The following is an 18704-nucleotide window of genomic DNA, read 5'->3' as shown; positions in this document are numbered from 1 at the left end:
CGACTTGCGATAGTCGGGGCGCAGTTATGAACAAGGACAAGCGAGTTCGGCGAAATGGGGAGACGGCGTTATGATGACGCTCGGCCCCCTTGGTGCCATCATTTTGGGAGTCGTGCTGGCCGGATGGTTGGCTGCGGCGGTCTGGGCACTCGCCAGCGGGCAACGCATGCGCCGCGAGGGTATGCAGGCGCAGGGCAAGTTCGACCGGCTCGCCACGCTCCTTGCCTCGGCGCCCGCCGCACCGGTCATAATCCATCCCGACGGACGGCTGGAAGCCGCCGATCGCCTGGCCAAATGGTTGGGCAAGCCGCGCGTCCCGACCTTTGCGTCCGAACTCACCGCCGCAGACGGCGGGCTTGAGCGCGAGGATGCGGCCGCGCTGGCGGGCGAGATTGCATCGGCGCAGCGCGCGGGCAAGAGCTTTGCTTTGCCGGTGCGGGGTTTGGGGTCTTCGCGGTTGCTGCTGGTGCGCGGTGCCCCTGCCGGACCGGAACTGGCGTCCAATGGCGGCGTCGTGCTGTGGATATTCGACGCAACCGACAGCCAGGCGGAAATCCGCTCGCTCCAGAGCAAGGTCGAACAGCTGAGCGATGCGCTCGAAGCGCTGGCCGGTCTGGTCGAGGCCGCGCCCTTTCCAATGTGGCATCGCACACCTGACCTGCGCCTTAGCCTCGTCAACAGCGCCTATGTCCGCGCCGTGGATGGCGGCAGCGCGCATGATGTGATCGCCCAAGGCATCGAACTGGTCGAGCCGGTGGGCGGCCATTCGGCACAAGCCGCCGCTGCGGATGCCATCGCTCAGGACGAGCCGGTCGCGCGCATGGTGCCCGCGACGATTGATGGCGAACGGCGCACGATGCACGTTGTCGATGTGCCGCTCGGTGTAGCAGGGGTTGCAGGCTACGCAGTCGATCAGCATGAACTGGAACAGGCTAGGGTCGAACATCGACGGCTGGAAGCGGCACAGCGCGACTTGCTCGATCGCCTGTCAGCGGGCGTGGCGCGCTTCGGACCTGATCGGGCGTTGCGTTTCTGGAACCAGCCTTTCATCAGCCTATTCGCCCTGCATCAGGACCGGCTGACCGATGCGCCACTGTTCGAACGGGTGCTGGACCAGATGCGCGATGCACGGCGCATTCCTGAACATCGCGACTTTCCCGCATGGCGCGCGGAACGGCGCGATTGGTTCCTGTCGCCCGACCCGCGCGAGGAAAACTGGCTGTTGCAGGACGGCACGCATTTGCGCGTCTATGCGCAGCCTTTGCCCGATGGCGGCCTGCTGCTGATCTTCGAGGATCGCACCGAACAGGTGCAATTGTCGAGCGCGCGCGACACGCTGCTGCGGGTGCGGACGGCAACTTTTGACAATCTGTTCGAATCGATCGGGGTATTTTCGTCCGACGGGCGCCTTCAGATGTGGAACAGCCGGTTTCGTGCCATTTGGGGCGCGACCGAAGAGATGTTGGCGACCCATCCGCGCATTGACGATCTGATGCGCGATGTGCAGTCCCGGCTCGCCAAGCCGCAGCAGGCCACTCTGGTACGCGAATTGGTCCGCGCCGCAACGATCGAGCGCAAGCAGCGCGCAGGGCATGTCGGTTTTGCCGATGGGCGCATCTTCGAGTTCGCCGCCATCCCGCTGCCGACGGCAATGCGCTCTTCACCATGCTCGACGTGACCGACAGCCGCCGGGTCGAACAGGTGTTGCGCGACCGTAATGAAGCGCTGGAGCAGGCGGACCAGGTCAAGACCGCTTTCGTTACCAATATGAGCTATGAACTGCGGACCCCGCTGACCACCATCGCGGGCTTTGCCGAAATGATGAGCGCGGGTTATGCTGGCGAACTCAGCCCATCGGCCAAGGACTATGTCGATGGCATCCTCCAGAGCACGGGCCGCCTGGCGATGCTGATCGACAATGTGCTGGACTTGACCCAAGGTGAAGCAGGCACCTTGCCGATCGACCGTGCGCCCGTCGATCTCGCCACCGTGGCGCGGGAAAGCGCCGCACGGCTGAGCGCCGATGCCAAGGCCAAGGGCATTGACCTCGCCGTCTCGCTGGAAAACAGCCTGGGCGTGGTGCAGGGCGACGCGCGGCGCATCGGCCAGGCGATCGACCATCTGCTCGACAATGCGCTGACCCATTGCGGCAAGGGCGCACGGGTACTGCTCCACGGCGATGGCGGGGCGGACAAGGCGCGGATCGTGATTTCCGACAACGGCCCCGGCATCCCGACGGCGCAACAGGATGCGATTTTCGATCCGACCGCGCGCGCGGGGCAGGCGCGGGCCGGGGGACGCGCGGGCATCGGCCTGCCGCTCGCCCGGCAACTGGCGCAAGCGCATGGCGGCACGTTGCAACTGGTATCCGAAGCAGGGCAAGGCACGATGATCGTGATCGAATTGCCGCGTGGCTGACCGCGTGGTCCATCTGGCCGACGAAGCGGCGATGCTCGACCTTGGCCAGCGCCTCGCTGGGCAGGCGCGCATCGGCGATGTGATCGCGCTGTATGGCGGGTTGGGTGCAGGCAAGACGACGCTGGCGCGCGGCATCCTCGAAGCGCTGGGGCTGGAAGGTGAGGCGCCCAGTCCGAGCTTCGCGATCGTCCAACCCTATGATGTGCCCGAAGTCCGCCTGCCGGTCGCCCATGTCGATCTCTATCGGCTGGACGACGCGCGCGAGGCCGATGAGCTGGCGCTGGGCGATTATCTCATGGACAGCCTGCTGATCATCGAATGGCCAGATCGGCTGGGCGACGCGCTATGGCCCCATGCGTTGCGATTGACCATTGCGTTCGACCCGGATGGCGGACGGTGCTTGACAGCGGACGTGCCGGACGCTTGGACGGCGCGATGGTCACAGCTATGATCCCGCCCGCCGCCGCGCCCGCTTTCCTCGCCCGCGCGGGTTGGGGCGACGCCGCCATCCTTCCGCTCGCAGGCGACGCGTCCTTCCGCCGCTATTTCCGCGTCATCGATAGTGGCCGGCGCGCGGTTTTGATGGATGCGCCCCCGCCGCACGAAGATCCCCGCCCGTTTATCGCCATCGCCGAACATCTGTTGACCGACGGCTTTGCCGCGCCACGGATATTGGCGCGCGACCTGGACGACGGACTGGTGCTGATCGAGGATTTTGGCGACCTACGCGTCAAGGAGCATCTCGATGCCCGGCCCGATGAGGAAATGGCCGTCTATGCCCGCGCGATCGATTTGCTTGCCGACCTGCACCGGCTGCCCGCCGCATCTTTGCCTGCCTATGATCGTGCCGTCTATCGGCGCGAAGCCGGATTGCTGACGGAATGGTATTGTCCTGCCATCGGCCAGTCGGTCGATGGCGTTGCCTATACAAAGGCCTGGGATGCCGTGCTGCCGCTGGTCGAGCAATCGGCCAGCCCAACCGTTACGGTGCTGCGCGACTATCATGCCGAAAACATCATGCTGATCGACCGGGCGGCATCGCATGGCCTGGGTCTGCTCGATTTTCAAGATGCGCTCGCCGGCCATCCTGCCTATGATCTCGTGTCGCTGTTGCAGGATGCACGGCGCGATGTGCCGCCGGCAGTCGAAGCTGCGATGCTGGCGCACTACAAGGCGGTGGCGAACCCGCCCGCCGATTTCGATGCGGCCTATGCCGTGTTGGGGGCGCAGCGCAATGCCAAGATCATCGGCATCTTCACCCGCCTGTGGCAGCGCGATGGCAAGCCGCGCTATCTCTCCTATCTGCCGCGCATGTGGGGGCTGTTGGAGCGCGACCTCGCCCATCCCGCGCTGGCTCCGGTGGCGGACTGGTTCGCCGCCAACATTCCCGCCGACAAACGCCATGAGGCGCTCACGGAGTTTGCGGCGGCATGATCGACACGGCGATGCTGATGGCGGCGGGCCTTGGCAAGCGGATGCGCCCGCTCACCGCGACCCGGCCAAAGCCGCTGGTCAAGGTGGCGGGTCAGCCGTTGATGGACCATGCGCTCGACCGGCTGGAAGCGGGCGGCATCCGTAAGGTGGTGGTGAACGTCCATTATCTCGCCGACACGGTCGAGGCGCATCTGCGTGCGCGCAAGGGCGGGGCCGAGTTTCTGATCTCGGACGAGCGCGCCAAATTGCTGGAAACCGGCGGTGGCCTGGTCCACGCCAAGCCGCTGCTGGGCGACAAGCCCTTCGTCTGCGCCAATAGCGACAATCTGTGGATCGACGGGCCCCAGGATACGTTGGCGCTGATGCAGCGCCATTGGGATGCCGAGCGGATGGACGCGCTGCTGCTGCTGGTGCCGCTGGCGCGGGCCAACTGCCATAGCGGACCGGGCGATTTCCATATGGACGCCAATGGACGGCTGACCCGGCGCAAGAGCGCGCATGTCGCGCCCTTCGTCTTTACCGGCGTACAGATACTATCCCCGTCGCTGCTGGTCGATCCGCCCTCGGACGTCTTCTCCACCAACATCTTCTGGTCTCGCGCGATCGCGGCCGGGCGGCTCTATGGCGTGTCGCACCAGGGGCTTTGGTTCGACGTCGGCACACCGCAAGCCATTCCAGTGGTTGAAGCCATGCTCGCCCATGGGTGATCGCGGACAACCCGCACTTTTCACAATTCCTGCGCATCGCGCCTTCGCCGACGCGCTGGTGGCGGGCATCATGGCGCGAGAGGGGCGCGATCCGCTGGCACTGTCGCGCGGCATGATCCTGTTGCCGAGCAATCGTGGCGTGCGGGCCGTCGCCGACGCTTTCGTGCGCGCATCGGGCGGTGGATTGCTGCTCCCACGGCTTATTCCGGTCGGCGACCCGGACATAGGTGAGCAGGTCGGCGGGGCGCTCGATCCGCTGGGCGAGGATGATCCCCTTGCACCCGCGATCGCGCCGATGCAGCGGCAGATGATCCTGGCCCGTCTGGTGCAAGAGGCCCAACCCGGCGTCGATGCCGGACAGGCGCTGAAACTCGGACAGGCATTGGGGCAGGTGCTGGACCAGATGCAGGTCGAGCGGCTCGCACCCGACGCGCTGCGCAAGCTCAGCCTTTCGGACGAACTATCAGGTCATTGGCAGAAGTCTTTGACCTTGTTCGAGATCATCATCGCGCGATGGCCAGTCGAACTGGCACGACTTGGCTGTATCGATCTGGTCGATCGGCGCAATCGCCTGTTCGATCGGTTGGCCAAACGCTGGGCGGATGCGCCACCTTCGGGCTTCGTCGTGGCAGCGGGTATTTCGACCACCGCCCCTGCCGTGGCGGGACTGTTGCGCCGGATCGGCGAGATGCCGGGCGGCATGGTGGTGTTCGCCGGGCTGGACCAGCATATGGACGATGCCGCCTGGCAGGCGATCGGCCCGTTCGATCCTGACCCTGTGACGGGCCGCGCGCTGCGGGGCATGAGAGCCATCCCCAATATGCGCTCAAGCGCCTGCTTCACGCCATGAGCGCGACCCGCGATGATGTGGCGCAGTGGCGCTGGGGCAGCGAACATGATGCGCGGGCGGTGCGCGGGCGCAATATTTCCAACGCGATGCTGCCGCCACGCCTGACCAGCGGCTGGCGCGATCTCAAGACCGCCGATCGCTCGCTCGCCGGGGTCGAAGCGCTGGATGTCGCGACGCCGGGCGAAGAAGCGCAGGCCATTGCCATCGCCCTGCGAGAGGCATTGGAAACGCCGGGCCGCACGGCGGTTTTGGTAACGCCCGACCGGCAATTGGCGACGCGCGTGTCCGCGCATCTGCGCCGCTGGGGCATAGAGGCGGACGATTCGGCGGGCCTGCCGCTCTCTCGCCTGCCGCCGGGCACGCTCTTGATCGCGATGGCGCAGGCCGTGGCGGAGCGCTTTGCGCCGGTTGCGCTGCTCACGCTGATCAAACATCCATTGGTAATGCGCGGGCCGGGGCGTCTCGCCTGGCTGGAGGGCGCGCGCGGGCTTGACCTGCTGCTGCGCGGGCCGCGTCCGCAGGCCGGGCTGATCGGCATCGATCAGTTGCTGCGCCCACGCGAGGATGAGGATCGACAAGGTGCCTTGCGTGAACAGGTGCGCGACTGGTGGCCCCAGGCGCGCGCCTTGCTGGAACCGCTGGAGCGCGCCTTCCTTGCCGCGCCTGATCTGTCGGGGCAACTTGCGGCTATTCGTGAGCAGGCAGGCGCGCTTACCGCCGATGCTGTCTGGACCGGGCATCAGGGGCAGGCGGCCGCCGACCTCTTCGCCGAAATGGAGGCCGCCGCACCGGAAGGGCCGCGTCAGGCCGACATGCGCGCGCTGCCGGTCTTGCTCGATCATATGCTAGGCGGCGTGCCTGTGCGTCCGCCACAAGGAGGCCATCCGCGAATATCGATCTTGGGCTTGATCGAGGCGCAGTTACAGCAAGCGGACCTCATGGTGCTGGGCGGCCTCAATGAAGGCACCTGGCCGGGCTTGCCCGCGCCCGACCCTTGGCTCGCGCCGCGCATCCGCCGCGAACTCGGTCTGCCGGGGCTCGAAACCCGCATCGGCCTTGCGGCGCATGATTTCGCCAGTGCTTTGGGTGCGCCCCATGTCATGATTACTCGCGCCCGGCGCGGCGGCAGCGGCCCGGCGGTCGCTTCGCGTTTCTGGCTGCGGTTGAAGGCTATGTCCGGCCCGCAATGGAAAAGCGCTGATCGCTATGTCGCGCTGGCGCAGGCGATCGACCGGCCCGATGGCCATCACCCGGCTGCGCGGCCCGCGCCAGTGCCGCCTTTGGCCGTGCGGCCAAGGCTGATCCCGGTCACCGATGTCGATCGGCTCAAGGCCGACCCTTATGCTTTCTATGCTCGACGTATCCTGCGCCTCGCCCGGCTCGATCCGGTCGATGCCGATGCCGGACCGGCCTGGCGCGGGACGGCGGTGCATGAAATCCTGCAGCATTGGGCGGAGGCGGGCACGCTCCACCCCGCTGACCTTGAAGCCCGCGCGCAGGCGATGTTCGACCGGCCCGAAGTCCATCCCTTGCTCAAAGCCTTGTGGCAACCGCGCCTGATGGAAGCGATCCGCTGGATCGCGGCGGAGGTCGCCAAGGACAAGGCGGCGGGGCGGACCATATTGGCGGTGGAGCGCGAGGGCCGGGCGGAGGTCGCCGACGTCACATTGATGGGGAAGGCCGACCGGATCGATCGCTTGTCCGACGGTACGCTGGGCGTCATCGACTATAAGACCGGCAAGCCGCCCAGCGCCAAGATGGTGAAGGCGGGCTATTCGTTGCAACTCGGTCTGCTAGGCGTCATCGCCGAACTGGGCGGGTTTGCGGGGCTGGGCGATCAGCCGCGCGCGGCCGACTTCGAATATTGGTCCCTCGCCAAGAAGGGCGATCAATTTGGCTATCGCGAAAGCCCGGTCGATCCGACAGGCAGCCGTGGCAAGATCGTCACGTCGAGCTTCACCGCTCATGCCCATGAGCAATTCAGTGGATTGGTCGAGGCCTATCTGCTTGGCTCCGCGCCCTTTACCGCGCAGATTAACCCCGAAGTCGCCAATTATGGTGATTATGACCAGCTGATGCGGCTGGAGGAATGGTATGGCCGCGACGATGGCTAAGGCGCGCCCGCTCCAGAAGCTGCTCGGCAATCAGGCGCAGGCCGCTGCGCCCGACGCCCATGTTTGGCTGTCCGCATCGGCGGGAACGGGCAAAACCCATGTGCTGACCGCGCGCGTGTTCCGCTTGCTGCTGCAAGGCGTGCGCCCAGAAAATATCCTGTGCCTGACCTTCACTAAGGCGGGCGCGGCGGAAATGGCCGATCGGATCCATGACCGGCTCGCCGCCTGGGTGCAGATGGATGACAAGGGGTTGTTCGCTGACCTTGAGGCTTTGGGTGAAGAGTCCGGCCCCGATGCCCGCGAACGCGCCCGCCGCCTGTTTGCCGAAGTGCTGGAATCGATCGGCGGCGGCCTGCGCATCCAGACCATTCATGGCTTTTGCCAGCAATTATTGACAGCCTTTCCATTGGAGGCGGACCTGGTGCCCGGCTTCCGCCCGCTCGACCAGCGCGAGCAGAGCGCATTGGCGCGGCAAACCTTGGCCGACATGGCGGTGCGGGCGCAGGAGCAGGGCGATGGCGCCCTGATCGGCGCGCTACAGGCGATCAGCCTGCGGCTGGGCGAGGGCGGGGCGGAGCATTTCCTGCTGCGCTGCGCCGCGCGGGGCGATGCGCTGGCGGCACTGCCCGATCCCATCGCGCCCTGGCTCGCGGGGCAGTTCGATTTGCCGGAAGGTGATATTGATCAATGGCTTGCTGTCCAATGTTCCGATGATATCTTCGATCTGCGGACCTTGTCCGCGCTGGTCGCCGCCAATGTCGCCTGGGGCAAGGGGCGGGGGCTGGAACGTTGTGACCGGATCGCTGTCTGGCGCGCTGCCGATCCCGCCACGCGCGCGGCCACTCTGGCCGATCTGCATCGCGCCTGGGCCAAGACCGATGGCGATCTGATCGAGGCCAAGGGGTGGGTGCCGCCGGACGATGGCTATGGTGCCTTGTCGGCAAGGCTGTACGCGCTTTGCGGCGGCCTGCTCGCGACCAAGGCCCGCGCCGATTACTCTGCGCTGCTGGCGCAAGGACTTCATGCCGGGCGCGCCTATGCAATGGCCTATACCGAAGGTAAGCGGCTGGCGGGAGCCGTGGATTTCGAGGATCTAATCGCCCGCGCCGCCCGCCTGCTGGAGCAGGACGGTATTGCCGAATGGATCCGCTACAAACTCGACCAGCGGATCGACCATATTTTGGTGGATGAGGCGCAGGACACCAACGCCGCCCAATGGCGTATTGTTCGCACATTGGCCGAAGAGTTTTTCGCAAGTGAATGGGAAGTCGGCGAAAAAATCCGCACCATCTTCACGGTTGGCGATTTCAAACAGGCGATCTTTGGCTTTCAGGGGACCAGCCCCGCTAATTTCGCTGCCGCGCAAATTCTGTTCCAGCGGGATGCCGACCAGTCGGGCCACCGGCTCCATGATCTGTCGCTGGACCATAGTTTCCGCTCTACCCCTGCGGTGCTGGACGTGGTGGACCGCACCATCGCGACCCTCGACGCGGGGCGTCTGGGGCTGGCACCGGGCGATGTGCGGCACATCAGCGCCAATCTCCACCCCGGCGAAGTGCAACTGTGGAAGCCGGTAATCGCGGGTCTGACCGAGGATGCCGAGGGCGAGGAAAATTGGGCCGCCGATCAGGAACGCAAGTTGGCCGAGAATATCGCGCGGCAGATCAAGAGCTGGATCGACGATGGGTTGATGCTGGAGAGCCGGGGGCGTCCGGTGCGCGCGGGCGACATCATGATCTTGGTGCGCCGCCGCAATGAACTGGCGCGGCTGATCGTCGCGCGCCTCTATGAGGAAAAGGTCGCGGTTGCGGGGATCGACCGGCTGCGGCTCAATGCGCCGCTTGCCGTGCGCGACCTGCTCGCCGCGCTGCGCTTTGCGGTGCAGCCGGAGGATGATCTCAACCTCGCCGCGCTGCTGGTGTCGCCCTTGATCGGCTGGAGCCAGGACGATCTCATGACCCGGCTGATCGGGCGACGCGGCGGATTGTGGCGGCACCTGACCCGTTCTCTGGACGATGGCCTGCTCCAGCCCTTGCGTGACCTGTTGGCGGTGGCGGATTTTTCGACGCCCTACCGCTATCTCGAAGCGATCCTGTCCGGGCCAATGGATGGCCGTCGCCGTCTGATCGGGCGACTGGGCACCGAAGCGGCCGATCCGATCGAGGAATTGCTGAACGCCGCGCTGGCGTTCGAAAATGACGATCATCCTTCGTTGCAGCGCTTCATCGACTGGTTCGATCGGGGCGAGGTGGAGATTGTGCGTGATGCCGCGGGGCAGGGCGACATGTTGCGGTTGCTGACCGTACATGGGGCCAAGGGCTTGCAGGCCCCCATCGTCATTCTCGCCGACGCCTGCCTTGATCCTGATGCGGGCAACCGGATGGACGGGCTGGAATGGAACGGCCTGCCAATCCTGCCACCGCGTAAGCCCGAACGGCAGGGGCCGATCGGTGCCCTCGCCGACGAGGCGGCGCGGGTCGAGCGGCAGGAGCATTGGCGGCTGCTCTATGTCGCGCTGACGCGGGCAGAGGAGCGGCTGGTCGTTGCGGGATCGCTGGGTCCGGCGGCCAAGGGGCAGGTGAAGCCTGAAAGCTGGTATGGCGCGGTCGAGGCGGCGATGGAATCGCTCGGTGCGCCGTGGGAAGAGGCACCGATCTGGGGACAGATGCGTCGTTGGCGGGGGACCGAGAACCTCCCGACCGCCAAGGCCGATATGGACGTGGCCGAGGCGCGCAATAGCGTCGCCGAGCCATCATGGCTGCGCCAGCCCGCGCCGGTCGAAGCGCGTCCACCACGTCCGCTCGCGCCATCGGCGGCGGTGGAGGATGACCAGCCCTATCCGCCGCCCACCCCTGCGATGCGCGCGGCCGCCGACCGCGGCCGCTGGCTTCATGCGCTGTTCGAACGGCTGCCCGCCGTGCCGGTCGATCGCCGCCGGGACGCGGCCGACCGTTGGCTGGCCCAGCAGGGGGCAGAGGACACCGCGCTGCGCCAGGAGGTGATCGACCAGGCTTTGCGCGTGATCGAAGCGCCCGATTTCGCCGGACTGTTCAGTCCCGATGCGTTGGCCGAAGCGCCCATCGCGGCGGTGGTGGGCGAAGCCGTGATTGCTGGCACGGTGGACCGGCTTTGCGTCGGTGCGGATCGCGTCCAGATCGTCGATTTCAAGACCGGGCGGGTTGCGCCGCTGACGCTGGCCGAGGTGCCGATGGCGCATGTCCGCCAGATGGCGGCCTATGTCGCGGCGCTGCAAGTCATCTTCCCCGACCGGGCCATCGAGGCGGGGCTGCTCTATACCAGCGCCCCGCGTCTTATAACCCTGCCGTCCGAACTGCTGGCCGCACACAAGCCCGGCTTTGTGCCCGCGCAGGAGAATTTGCCGCTCCCGCCCGTTGAGCCGGGCGGGCAGGCGTCCTAGATAGCCAAGCAACGCAAGGAGAATAGTGACATGGCCACCAAGGCAGTAACCGACGCCAGCTTTCAGCAGGACGTGATCGACGCCGACAAGCCCGTGCTTGTCGATTTCTGGGCCGAATGGTGCGGCCCCTGTAAGATGATCGGCCCCGCTCTGGAGGAAATCTCCGAAGAACTGGGCGACAAGGTGACGATCGCCAAGGTCAATATCGACGAGAATCCCGACGCGCCCGGCAAATATGGCGTGCGCGGCATTCCGACGATGATCCTGTTCAAAAATGGCGAAGCCGCCGCGACCAAGGTTGGTGCCGCGCCCAAGAGCGCGCTCAAGAGCTGGCTCGAAAGCGTTCTGTAACATCGGCGCATGCGGGGCAGGGTTAGCGGAACAATATGTCCGCTGCCCTGTCCCACAAGCGCGGCGAGGACGCGCCCAGCAGCCCCCGGCGCGTATCGCCGACCTGGTAGGGTGACCCGTCGAGCCGCTGGCAGCAACCGCCCGCCTCGTTCAGGAACAAGGTGCCGGCCGCATGGTCCCAGGGCAAGGTGCGCGCGAACACCGACACGTCATTCTGCCCCAGCACCAGCCGGGGATATTGTTCGGCGGCGCAGCGGGGAATGTCCACCAGGGCGAAATGGTCCTGCGACCGCTGCTGAATGTCCGCCCGTTCCTCCGGCGTCATGAAATAGACCGCCAGCGCCGCGATCGGCAGGTCGCCGCCGCTCTCGCGCGCCTGCACTTGCTCTCCGTCGATATGGCTGCCTCCGCCCAGCATGGCGTGGCACATGCGGCCCGTAAGGGGATCAAGGATCCATCCCGCCAGCGTCACGCCGCCATCGGCCAGCGCGATCATGATGCCGAAGGGTGGATTGCCCGCCGCGAAATTGCCGGTGCCGTCGATCGGGTCGATGATCCAATTCAGCCCTTCGCCGGCTCGATCGAGGATCGTCGGATCGGCCGCACAGGCTTCTTCGCCGATGACCCCGGCTTCGGGCAGGATCGCACTCAGCCCTTCGGCCAGGCGGATCTCGCTTTCCTTGTCGGCGATGGTGACGAAGTCGTTTGCGGCTTTCTCGCTGATCTCATGACGCGCCAGATTCTGGTAGCGCGGCATGACGATGTCGCGCGCGACTTCACGCATCAGATCGACGACGGGAATGTGCAGATCGAGCCGCATCAGCTGCGATAATCCGCGTTGATCGCGATATAGCCGTGCGTCAGGTCGCAGGTCCATATCGTCGCGCGCCCCTCGCCCAGGCCCAGATCGACGCCGATCTCGATGTCCTGCCCTTTAAGGTGCGCGGCCACCGGCGCTTCGTCATAGCCTTCGACCGCCAGGCCGCCGGTTGCCACCTGCGTCGTGCCAAAGCGGATGGAGAGCAGGTCGCGATCGGCCGGTTCGCCCGCCTTGCCGATGGCCATGACAACGCGCCCCCAATTGGCGTCCTCGCCCGCCAGCGCGGTCTTCACCAGCGGCGAATTGGCGATCGACAGGCCGATGCGATGGGCGCTCTCGTCACTCGTTGCACCCTCGACGCTGATCTCGACGAATTTGGTCGCACCTTCGCCGTCGCGCACCACCAGATGCGCGAGCTGGCGGCAAATGTCCGACAGCGCGGCGTGGAAGGCGTCCGCCCCCGCATCGTCCATGCTGGTCATCGGCGTATTGCCCGCCTTGCCGGTGGCAAAGGCCAGCACCGTGTCGCTGGTCGAGGTATCGCTATCGACGGTGATGCAGGAGAAGGTCCGCTTGTTAGCCGCCGACAGCATCTGTTGAAGCAGCGTTGGATCGATCGCCGCGTCGGTGAAGATATAGCCCAGCATCGTTGCCATATCGGGCGCGATCATACCTGATCCCTTGACGATGCCGACCAACTCTATGCGCGTGTCGCCGATCATGGCGGAGGCATGGGCACCCTTCGCATAGGTGTCTGTCGTGCCGATCGTCCTAGCTGCCGCCTCCCAATCGCAGGGTGTAGCGACGAATGCCGCTTCGAGGCCCGCTTCGGCCTTGTCGATCGGCAGGGGCACGCCAATCACCCCGGTCGAGGAAATCAGCACGTCGGAAGGCAGGCAGCCCAGATGGTTGGCGACCTTGGCCGCGATCGCTTCCACCGCTGCGCGGCCACGATGTCCGGTAAAGGCATTGGCATTGCCCGCATTGACCACCAGCGCCCGCGCCGACCCCAGTGGGATGGCGTCACGGCACCATTCGACTTCGGGCGAGGGGCATTTGCTTTGAGTCGTCACGCCCGCGGCCGCCGTGCCCGCATCCAGCTCGATATAGGTCAGGTCGCAGCGGTCCCAATTCTTGTAACGCGCCTGCGCCACGCGCAGCGTCACGCCTGCGATCGGCGGCAGCGTGGGGAAGTGGGCGGGGGCGAGCGGGGAGGGCTGCATTTTTGTCTCGCTATATTGTGGAACGGTGCTTCTTTAGGCAGACCCTCTCACTGAACAAACATGTTTTTCGCGGAGATCGTAATGAGGGAATTTTGGCGTAGTTATGTCTGGGGCCTAGGCTTGTTGTTGCTCTTGCCTATGGTATCACCCGCCACCGCCCGTGAGCCAGTTGTTGATGCGACGAAGCCAGAGCCCTTGGGAAGTCCTGGAAGCTGGTTGACCGATCAGGATTATCCTGTCGCTGCCAATCTTGACGGCACGGAGGGTAGAGTCGGCTTCCAGCTCGAAGTCGGAGTTGATGGGCGTGTCGTAAATTGCATCATAACTAGCAGTAGCGGTTCAGACATCCTCGACGAAACGACATGCACTGTGATCAAAGAGCGTGCGCGTTTCAAAACGGCACTCAATAAGGAAAATATTCCAATCCCAGGCAGTTATAACGGTCGTGTTACTTGGAGAATTCCGCAAAATCACGCGTTGCGCTTAGCGGATTATCCAAAGCGTCTTCACCTATCCTTTGATGTCGATGAAAATGGTGTAACAGAAAACTGCAAGGTTATGGACAATGTAGGGAATGCAACATTTGTCGCCGCGCTATCGCGGTCAGTCAATCCGTGCGAGGTTATGATGAAGCGAAATCGCCCCAGTCCAATTCTGGATGCAGACGGTAATCCGGTCAAAGCGCATGTTGAAACGGTGACTGAAACGAAGATTACGCCGCGCTGATTTTTATGCTCATATCTTAAGGATGTTCAAGACGCTGATCGTGGTCTGATCTTAGATTTGTCCAAACAAAAAGCCGCCCGATCCCGTCAGGCATGGTCAGCATGCGATAGCCATTCCGCACCGCATAGGCCGTCAGCATATCGTCTGGTCGAAGCGGCAGGTTGCGAGTGCCCGCTTCATAACCCACGAGGATCGCATCGGGCCGGTCGCGGTTGAGGTCAGGGAGCGTGGCGGGGGTGAGCGTATGGAGCAGGCGCGCGCGATCCGGGGCAAGCGTCCAACCGGTGCGATAGACGAACGGCCCGGTGGCCAGACGCGGGTCGATCGTCAGGCCGCTGTCGGCCACCATATGTGGAGAGAGAGTCAGAACCTCATCATCGCCGGTCATGGCCCGCACTCGATCGCCCGCCCAGCGCGCATCGCGCGTCGCGGCGATCACAGCGGACCCGTCGCGCAGCATGACGGTCATGTCGCGGGCTGCGCCCCACAAGCCCGGGATTGCTGCCAAGCCGAGCAGTCCAAGCAGCGCGTATCGCCAGGTAGGTGACCAGCGGTGCGCATCGTCGAGCAGATAGCCCAGCGCCAATGCCAGCGGCACCAACAGGGGCATGAGATACTGGACCTGGGTCGGGGTCGGTAAGGCTGCGCCGATCAATGCGCCGACTATCATCCAGACTATCAACCTGTGTTCTGGCAGCTTGCGCTCTGGCGATGGGGGGCGTCGACGGTTTGCAAAGCCATAAAGCGCAACCAGCAGCAGCGCCATCAGCGCCGGTCCCCGCACCAGATATTTGAGCAGGTCGGCGAGTTTTTCCAGCAACGACAATTCATCGCCCGCGCCGTTCGCGGCATACCAGGCATGGGGTGCCACCGCGCCATATTGCAGCACCCCATAGACGAACGCCTCTGGCGCAGCTGCCCCGATCGCCAGCATGGGCAACGTACCAATCAGCGCGCCCGCCGCCAGCATCATGGCAGCGCGCAGTCCGCACCGACCTCGGTTGGCAATCGCGAACAGCCCCACCGCCAGCCCCAGTGGCGCGAAGTTGAGCTTGGTCGCAATAGCCAGCCCGAACAACAGGCCAGCGCCCAGCCAATACAGCAGCCTGTCGCGTCGCAAGGCGGCCATGACCAGCAACAGCGCGAGCGAGGACAATAGGGTCGGCAGCATGTCGTTGCGCACGACGCTGGCGGTGAACTGAAAGGCGGCTGTCGCGGCGATCAGCAGCGTGGCGATGGTTGCGCTGTTTCGCGAAACGCCCGCCCGCCGCTGGGCCGCCCATAGCGCCGCAAGCGTACCAAGCGCGGTCATGGCGGTCACCAGCCGCATCGCGATGACCATCGTCGTTGGGAAGGCCCAGGCGACCGGCGCATAGGCCCAGGCGTGAAGCGGCGGTTGCAGATAGAGAAAATCGCGAAAGATCAGCATTTTCGTGCTGAACAGGGCGCCCGCCACATATTGGCTTTCATCATGGTCGAAGGGTGACGCCAGCGCGAGGCCGGCGAACCAAGATATGACCAGCATTGCGAGCAAAAAGCCAAGCCGCCCGCCCGATGGCGAGATGGTCTTCGCTACGAAAGAGGCACTCATGAACGACCCTATTTTCTATCTGCCGATGCATGGCATGACGTCACACCGACGCAATAGCCGCATGAACACCCATGATGACGCCCGTGCGACAGCGCGCATCAGGCGCACGTTGATTGACTAACCGCTGAGCGATCCCTAAATCGCCGCGCATGTCTGCGCGCCTGCCCGTTACCGGGCTGCGCCTCCCTTTTGAGTCAGGAATGTCCATGTTCGGCGCACTCGCCAAGTCCATCTTTGGTTCGTCCAACGAACGCTATGTGAAGTCGCTGGGCAAGATCGTCGATCGGATCGCCTCGTTCGAACCATCGGTCCAGGCGCTGAGTGACGCGGACCTGGTGGCACAGACGGCTCGGTTTCGTGAGCGGCTGGCCGCTGGCGAGACTCTGGACGACCTGCTGCCCGAAGCCTTTGCCACGGTACGCGAAGCGTCCGTCCGGGTGCTGGGCATGCGCCATTTCGACGTGCAGATGGTGGGCGGCATCGTCCTGCATCGCGGCGAGATCGCCGAAATGCGCACGGGTGAGGGCAAGACGCTGGTGGCGACGCTTGCCACCTACCTCAATGCGTTGGAGGGCAAGGGTGTCCATGTCGTCACCGTCAACGACTATCTCGCCAGCCGCGATTGCGACTGGATGGGGCAGGTCTATCGGTTCCTGGGGCTGACCACCGGCGTCATCGTGCCCAACATCAGCGAGGATCAGCGCCGCGCCGCCTATGCCGCCGACATCACCTACGCGACCAACAACGAACTCGGTTTCGACTATCTGCGCGACAATATGAAATATGACCGCGCGTCGATGGTCCAGCGGCCCTTCAACTATGCGATCGTCGATGAGGTGGACTCGATCCTGATCGATGAAGCGCGCACGCCGCTCATCATCTCCGGCCCGACCGACGACAAGTCCGAACTCTATGTCTCGGTCGATGCGATCGTGAAGCAGGTCACCGACGCCGATTATGAAAAGGACGAGAAGCAGCGTTCCGTCACCCTAACCGAGGATGGCACGGAGCGGATCGAGCGATTGCTGGAGGATGCCGGACTGCTCCAGGGCAACAACCTCTATGATTTCGAAAATACCCAGGTGGTGCATCATGTGAACCAGGCACTACGCGCCAACGTCATGTTCCGCCGCGATATCGATTATATCGTCAAGGACGGCAAGGTCATCATCATCGATGAATTTACCGGCCGCATGATGGATGGCCGCCGCTGGTCGGACGGCCTGCATCAGGCGGTGGAAGCCAAGGAAGGCGTCCAGATCGAGCCGGAAAACCAGACGCTCGCCTCCGTCACTTTTCAGAATTATTTCCGCATGTATCCCAAGATTTCGGGGATGACCGGCACCGCTTCGACCGAAGCGACCGAATTCTACGAAATCTACAAGATGAATGTCGTCACGATCCCGACCAACAAGCCGGTGCAGCGGATCGACGAGCAGGATAGTTTCTACAAGAATATCGAGGACAAGTTCCGCGGCATTGCCCGGACGATCAAGGAGCATGCCGAACAGGGCCAGCCGGTGCTTGTCGGCACGGTGTCGATCGAAAAGTCTGAAATGCTGTCCGAATTCCTCAATCAGGAAGGCGTACCCCACGCCGTTTTGAACGCGCGCTTCCATGAGAGCGAGGCGCATATCGTGGCGCAGGCGGGGCGCAAGGGCGTGGTGACGATCGCCACCAATATGGCCGGGCGTGGCACCGATATTCAGCTGGGCGGCAATCTGGAATTGCGCGTCGAGGATGAACTGCGCGACGTGCCCGAAGGCCCGGAGCGGGACGCCGCGATCGAACGGATGAAGGCGGAGATCGCCGCGGAGAAGGCCGAAGTGCTGGCGGCTGGTGGCCTCTTCGTGCTGGCGACCGAGCGGCATGAAAGCCGCCGCATCGACAATCAGTTGCGTGGCCGTTCGGGCCGTCAGGGCGACCCCGGCCTCTCGCGCTTCTATCTCAGCCTTGACGATGACCTGATGCGTATCTTCGGCCCGGACACGATGTTCGCCAAGATGATCCGCTCCAACCTGGAAGATGGGGAGGCGTTGCCGCCGTCCAAATGGCTGAGCAAGGCGATCGAGACCGCGCAGAAGAAGGTCGAGGCGCGCAACTACGATATCCGCAAGCAGGTCGTCGAATATGATGACGTCATGAACGACCAGCGCAAGGTGATCTACGAACAACGGTCCGACATCATGGACGCCGACACGGTGGACGATGTCGTCACCGACATGCGCCATGAAACCGTGAACGACATTGTCGGTGCATCCTGCCCGCCCGGCACCTATCCCGAACAATGGGACATGGTGAAGCTCAAGACGCGGACGTCCGAGATATTGGGGCTGGAGGTCGATTTCGACGCCTGGATGGCCGAGGATTCGATCGATCCTGAAATGATCGAGGAACGACTGACTGCCATGGCCAACGAGGCCGTCGCCGAAAAGGTCAGTAATGTCGATGCGTCCGACTGGCACATGATCGAAAAATCGATCCTGCTGCAGAGCCTGGATCATCATTGGAAAGAGCATCTGGCGACTCTCGACGCGCTGCGCCAGGTCGTCCATCTGCGTGCCTATGCGCAAAAAAACGCCGATCAACGAATATAAGCAGGAAGCCTTCGCCCTGTTCGAGCGCATGCTGGAAAATATCCGCGAGGATGTGACCGGATCGATCGCGCGGGTGCAGTTCCGCATGGACGAAGCGCCGTTGCCGCAATTCGACCTGCCGGTGCTGCCCGACTTCATCACCACCCATATCGATCCCTTGTCGGGCGAGGATAACAGCGCTGACATCGACGCCGGGCAGTGGGGCGGGATCACCACGACGATTCCCAGCCGGCCATTTGATACTGCGTCCGATAGTGAGTTCGCCAATCTCGACATCAGCCGCAATGCGCCCTGTCCCTGTGGTTCGGGCCAGAAATATAAGCACTGCCATGGCGCGCTGGCCTGATCGCGCTTCGGCGGACGGATAGCCCGTCCGCCGATGGCTAATATAGGATTGACTAAATTGCGCATGGTTTCGGTAACGAAACGGGCGCACACTCATGCCGCATCCTGGG

Annotated in this window: 10 protein-coding genes and 3 pseudogenes; 10 read left to right on the top strand and 3 right to left on the bottom strand. The window is 64.1% G+C overall.

The window, feature by feature from the left end; genetic code table 11:
* The first annotated feature begins 73 nt into the window (after positions 1 to 73).
* From BF95_RS01605 to trxA, 7 genes and pseudogenes are all read left to right on the top strand, one after another.
* Positions 74 to 2418 (top strand): annotated as a pseudogene (locus BF95_RS01605) (PAS-domain containing protein).
* A complete protein-coding gene (gene tsaE, locus BF95_RS01600; protein WP_043148893.1) occupies positions 2411 to 2869 on the top strand; it encodes a tRNA (adenosine(37)-N6)-threonylcarbamoyltransferase complex ATPase subunit type 1 TsaE in 459 nt (152 codons plus the stop codon). Before BF95_RS01605 ends, tsaE begins: the two are co-directional and overlap by 8 nt.
* Positions 2866 to 3852, top strand: a complete 987-nt coding sequence (locus BF95_RS01595) for an aminoglycoside phosphotransferase family protein (RefSeq protein ID WP_043148892.1) — start codon at positions 2866 to 2868, stop codon at positions 3850 to 3852. The genes tsaE and BF95_RS01595 overlap by 4 nt, the downstream gene beginning before the upstream one ends.
* The gene (locus tag BF95_RS01590; protein WP_043148891.1) at positions 3849 to 4559 is read left to right on the top strand and encodes a nucleotidyltransferase family protein; all 711 of its coding nucleotides are present in this window, start codon (positions 3849 to 3851) and stop codon (positions 4557 to 4559) included. The genes BF95_RS01595 and BF95_RS01590 overlap by 4 nt, the downstream gene beginning before the upstream one ends.
* Positions 4552 to 7523 (top strand): annotated as a pseudogene (gene addB / locus BF95_RS01585) (double-strand break repair protein AddB). Before BF95_RS01590 ends, addB begins: the two are co-directional and overlap by 8 nt.
* Entirely contained in the window at positions 7504 to 10941 is a 3438-nt protein-coding gene (gene addA, locus BF95_RS01580) for a double-strand break repair helicase AddA (RefSeq protein ID WP_043148889.1), read from the top strand. The pseudogene addB and the gene addA overlap by 20 nt, the downstream one beginning before the upstream one ends.
* A 30-nt stretch (positions 10942 to 10971) precedes the next feature.
* A complete protein-coding gene (trxA, locus tag BF95_RS01575) occupies positions 10972 to 11292 on the top strand; it encodes a thioredoxin TrxA (RefSeq protein WP_043148888.1) in 321 nt (106 codons plus the stop codon).
* Between the two features lie 22 nt (positions 11293 to 11314).
* Here trxA and BF95_RS01570 read toward each other — a convergent pair whose 3' ends face one another.
* Together BF95_RS01570 and argJ are read right to left on the bottom strand one after the other, a co-directional pair.
* Positions 11315 to 12112 carry an inositol monophosphatase family protein gene (locus BF95_RS01570; protein WP_043148887.1) on the bottom strand — a complete coding sequence of 266 codons (798 nt, stop codon included), beginning with the start codon at positions 12110 to 12112 and terminating at the stop codon, positions 11315 to 11317.
* Positions 12112 to 13335, bottom strand: coding sequence for a bifunctional glutamate N-acetyltransferase/amino-acid acetyltransferase ArgJ (gene argJ, locus BF95_RS01565; RefSeq protein WP_043148886.1), 1224 nt, complete (start codon positions 13333 to 13335; stop codon positions 12112 to 12114). The genes BF95_RS01570 and argJ overlap by 1 nt, the downstream gene beginning before the upstream one ends.
* Positions 13336 to 13551: 216 nt before the next feature.
* Between argJ and BF95_RS26020 the strand changes: the two genes are divergently transcribed.
* A complete protein-coding gene (locus BF95_RS26020; protein WP_161774203.1) occupies positions 13552 to 14061 on the top strand; it encodes an energy transducer TonB in 510 nt (169 codons plus the stop codon).
* A 16-nt stretch (positions 14062 to 14077) separates the two neighbouring features.
* Here the strand turns inward: BF95_RS26020 and BF95_RS01560 are convergent, their stop codons facing one another.
* Positions 14078 to 15652, bottom strand: a complete 1575-nt coding sequence (locus tag BF95_RS01560) for an ArnT family glycosyltransferase (RefSeq protein WP_235209517.1) — start codon at positions 15650 to 15652, stop codon at positions 14078 to 14080.
* Here BF95_RS01560 and BF95_RS30245 point away from each other — a divergent pair.
* Together BF95_RS30245 and secA are read left to right on the top strand one after the other, a co-directional pair.
* Positions 15651 to 15773 (top strand): hypothetical protein, encoded by a 123-nt coding sequence (locus BF95_RS30245; protein ID WP_268747131.1) that lies wholly within the window; start codon positions 15651 to 15653, stop codon positions 15771 to 15773. The two genes, BF95_RS01560 and BF95_RS30245, sit on opposite strands and share 2 nt — an antisense overlap.
* Before the next feature lie 85 nt (positions 15774 to 15858).
* Positions 15859 to 18595, top strand: a pseudogene (secA, locus tag BF95_RS01555) (preprotein translocase subunit SecA).
* Positions 18596 to 18704 lie beyond the last annotated feature (109 nt).

It is taken from the genome of Sphingobium sp. Ant17 (assembly GCF_000588875.1).
Classification (GTDB): domain Bacteria; phylum Pseudomonadota; class Alphaproteobacteria; order Sphingomonadales; family Sphingomonadaceae; genus Sphingobium.
Note: the sequence above shows the minus strand (reverse complement) of the source record. Positions and strands in the feature narration are given on the sequence as shown.

Coding starts and splice junctions, on each gene's coding strand:
- BF95_RS01595 (WP_043148892.1), top strand. CDS start 2,866: ATGATCCCGCCCGCCGCCGCGCCCGCTTTCCTCGCCCGCGCGGGTTGG.
- BF95_RS01590 (WP_043148891.1), top strand. CDS start 3,849: ATGATCGACACGGCGATGCTGATGGCGGCGGGCCTTGGCAAGCGGATG.
- addA (WP_043148889.1), top strand. CDS start 7,504: ATGGCCGCGACGATGGCTAAGGCGCGCCCGCTCCAGAAGCTGCTCGGC.
- trxA (WP_043148888.1), top strand. CDS start 10,972: ATGGCCACCAAGGCAGTAACCGACGCCAGCTTTCAGCAGGACGTGATC.
- BF95_RS01570 (WP_043148887.1), bottom strand. CDS start 12,112: ATGCGGCTCGATCTGCACATTCCCGTCGTCGATCTGATGCGTGAAGTC.
- argJ (WP_043148886.1), bottom strand. CDS start 13,335: ATGCAGCCCTCCCCGCTCGCCCCCGCCCACTTCCCCACGCTGCCGCCG.
- BF95_RS30245 (WP_268747131.1), top strand. CDS start 15,651: ATGAACGACCCTATTTTCTATCTGCCGATGCATGGCATGACGTCACAC.
- BF95_RS01560 (WP_235209517.1), bottom strand. CDS start 15,652: ATGAGTGCCTCTTTCGTAGCGAAGACCATCTCGCCATCGGGCGGGCGG.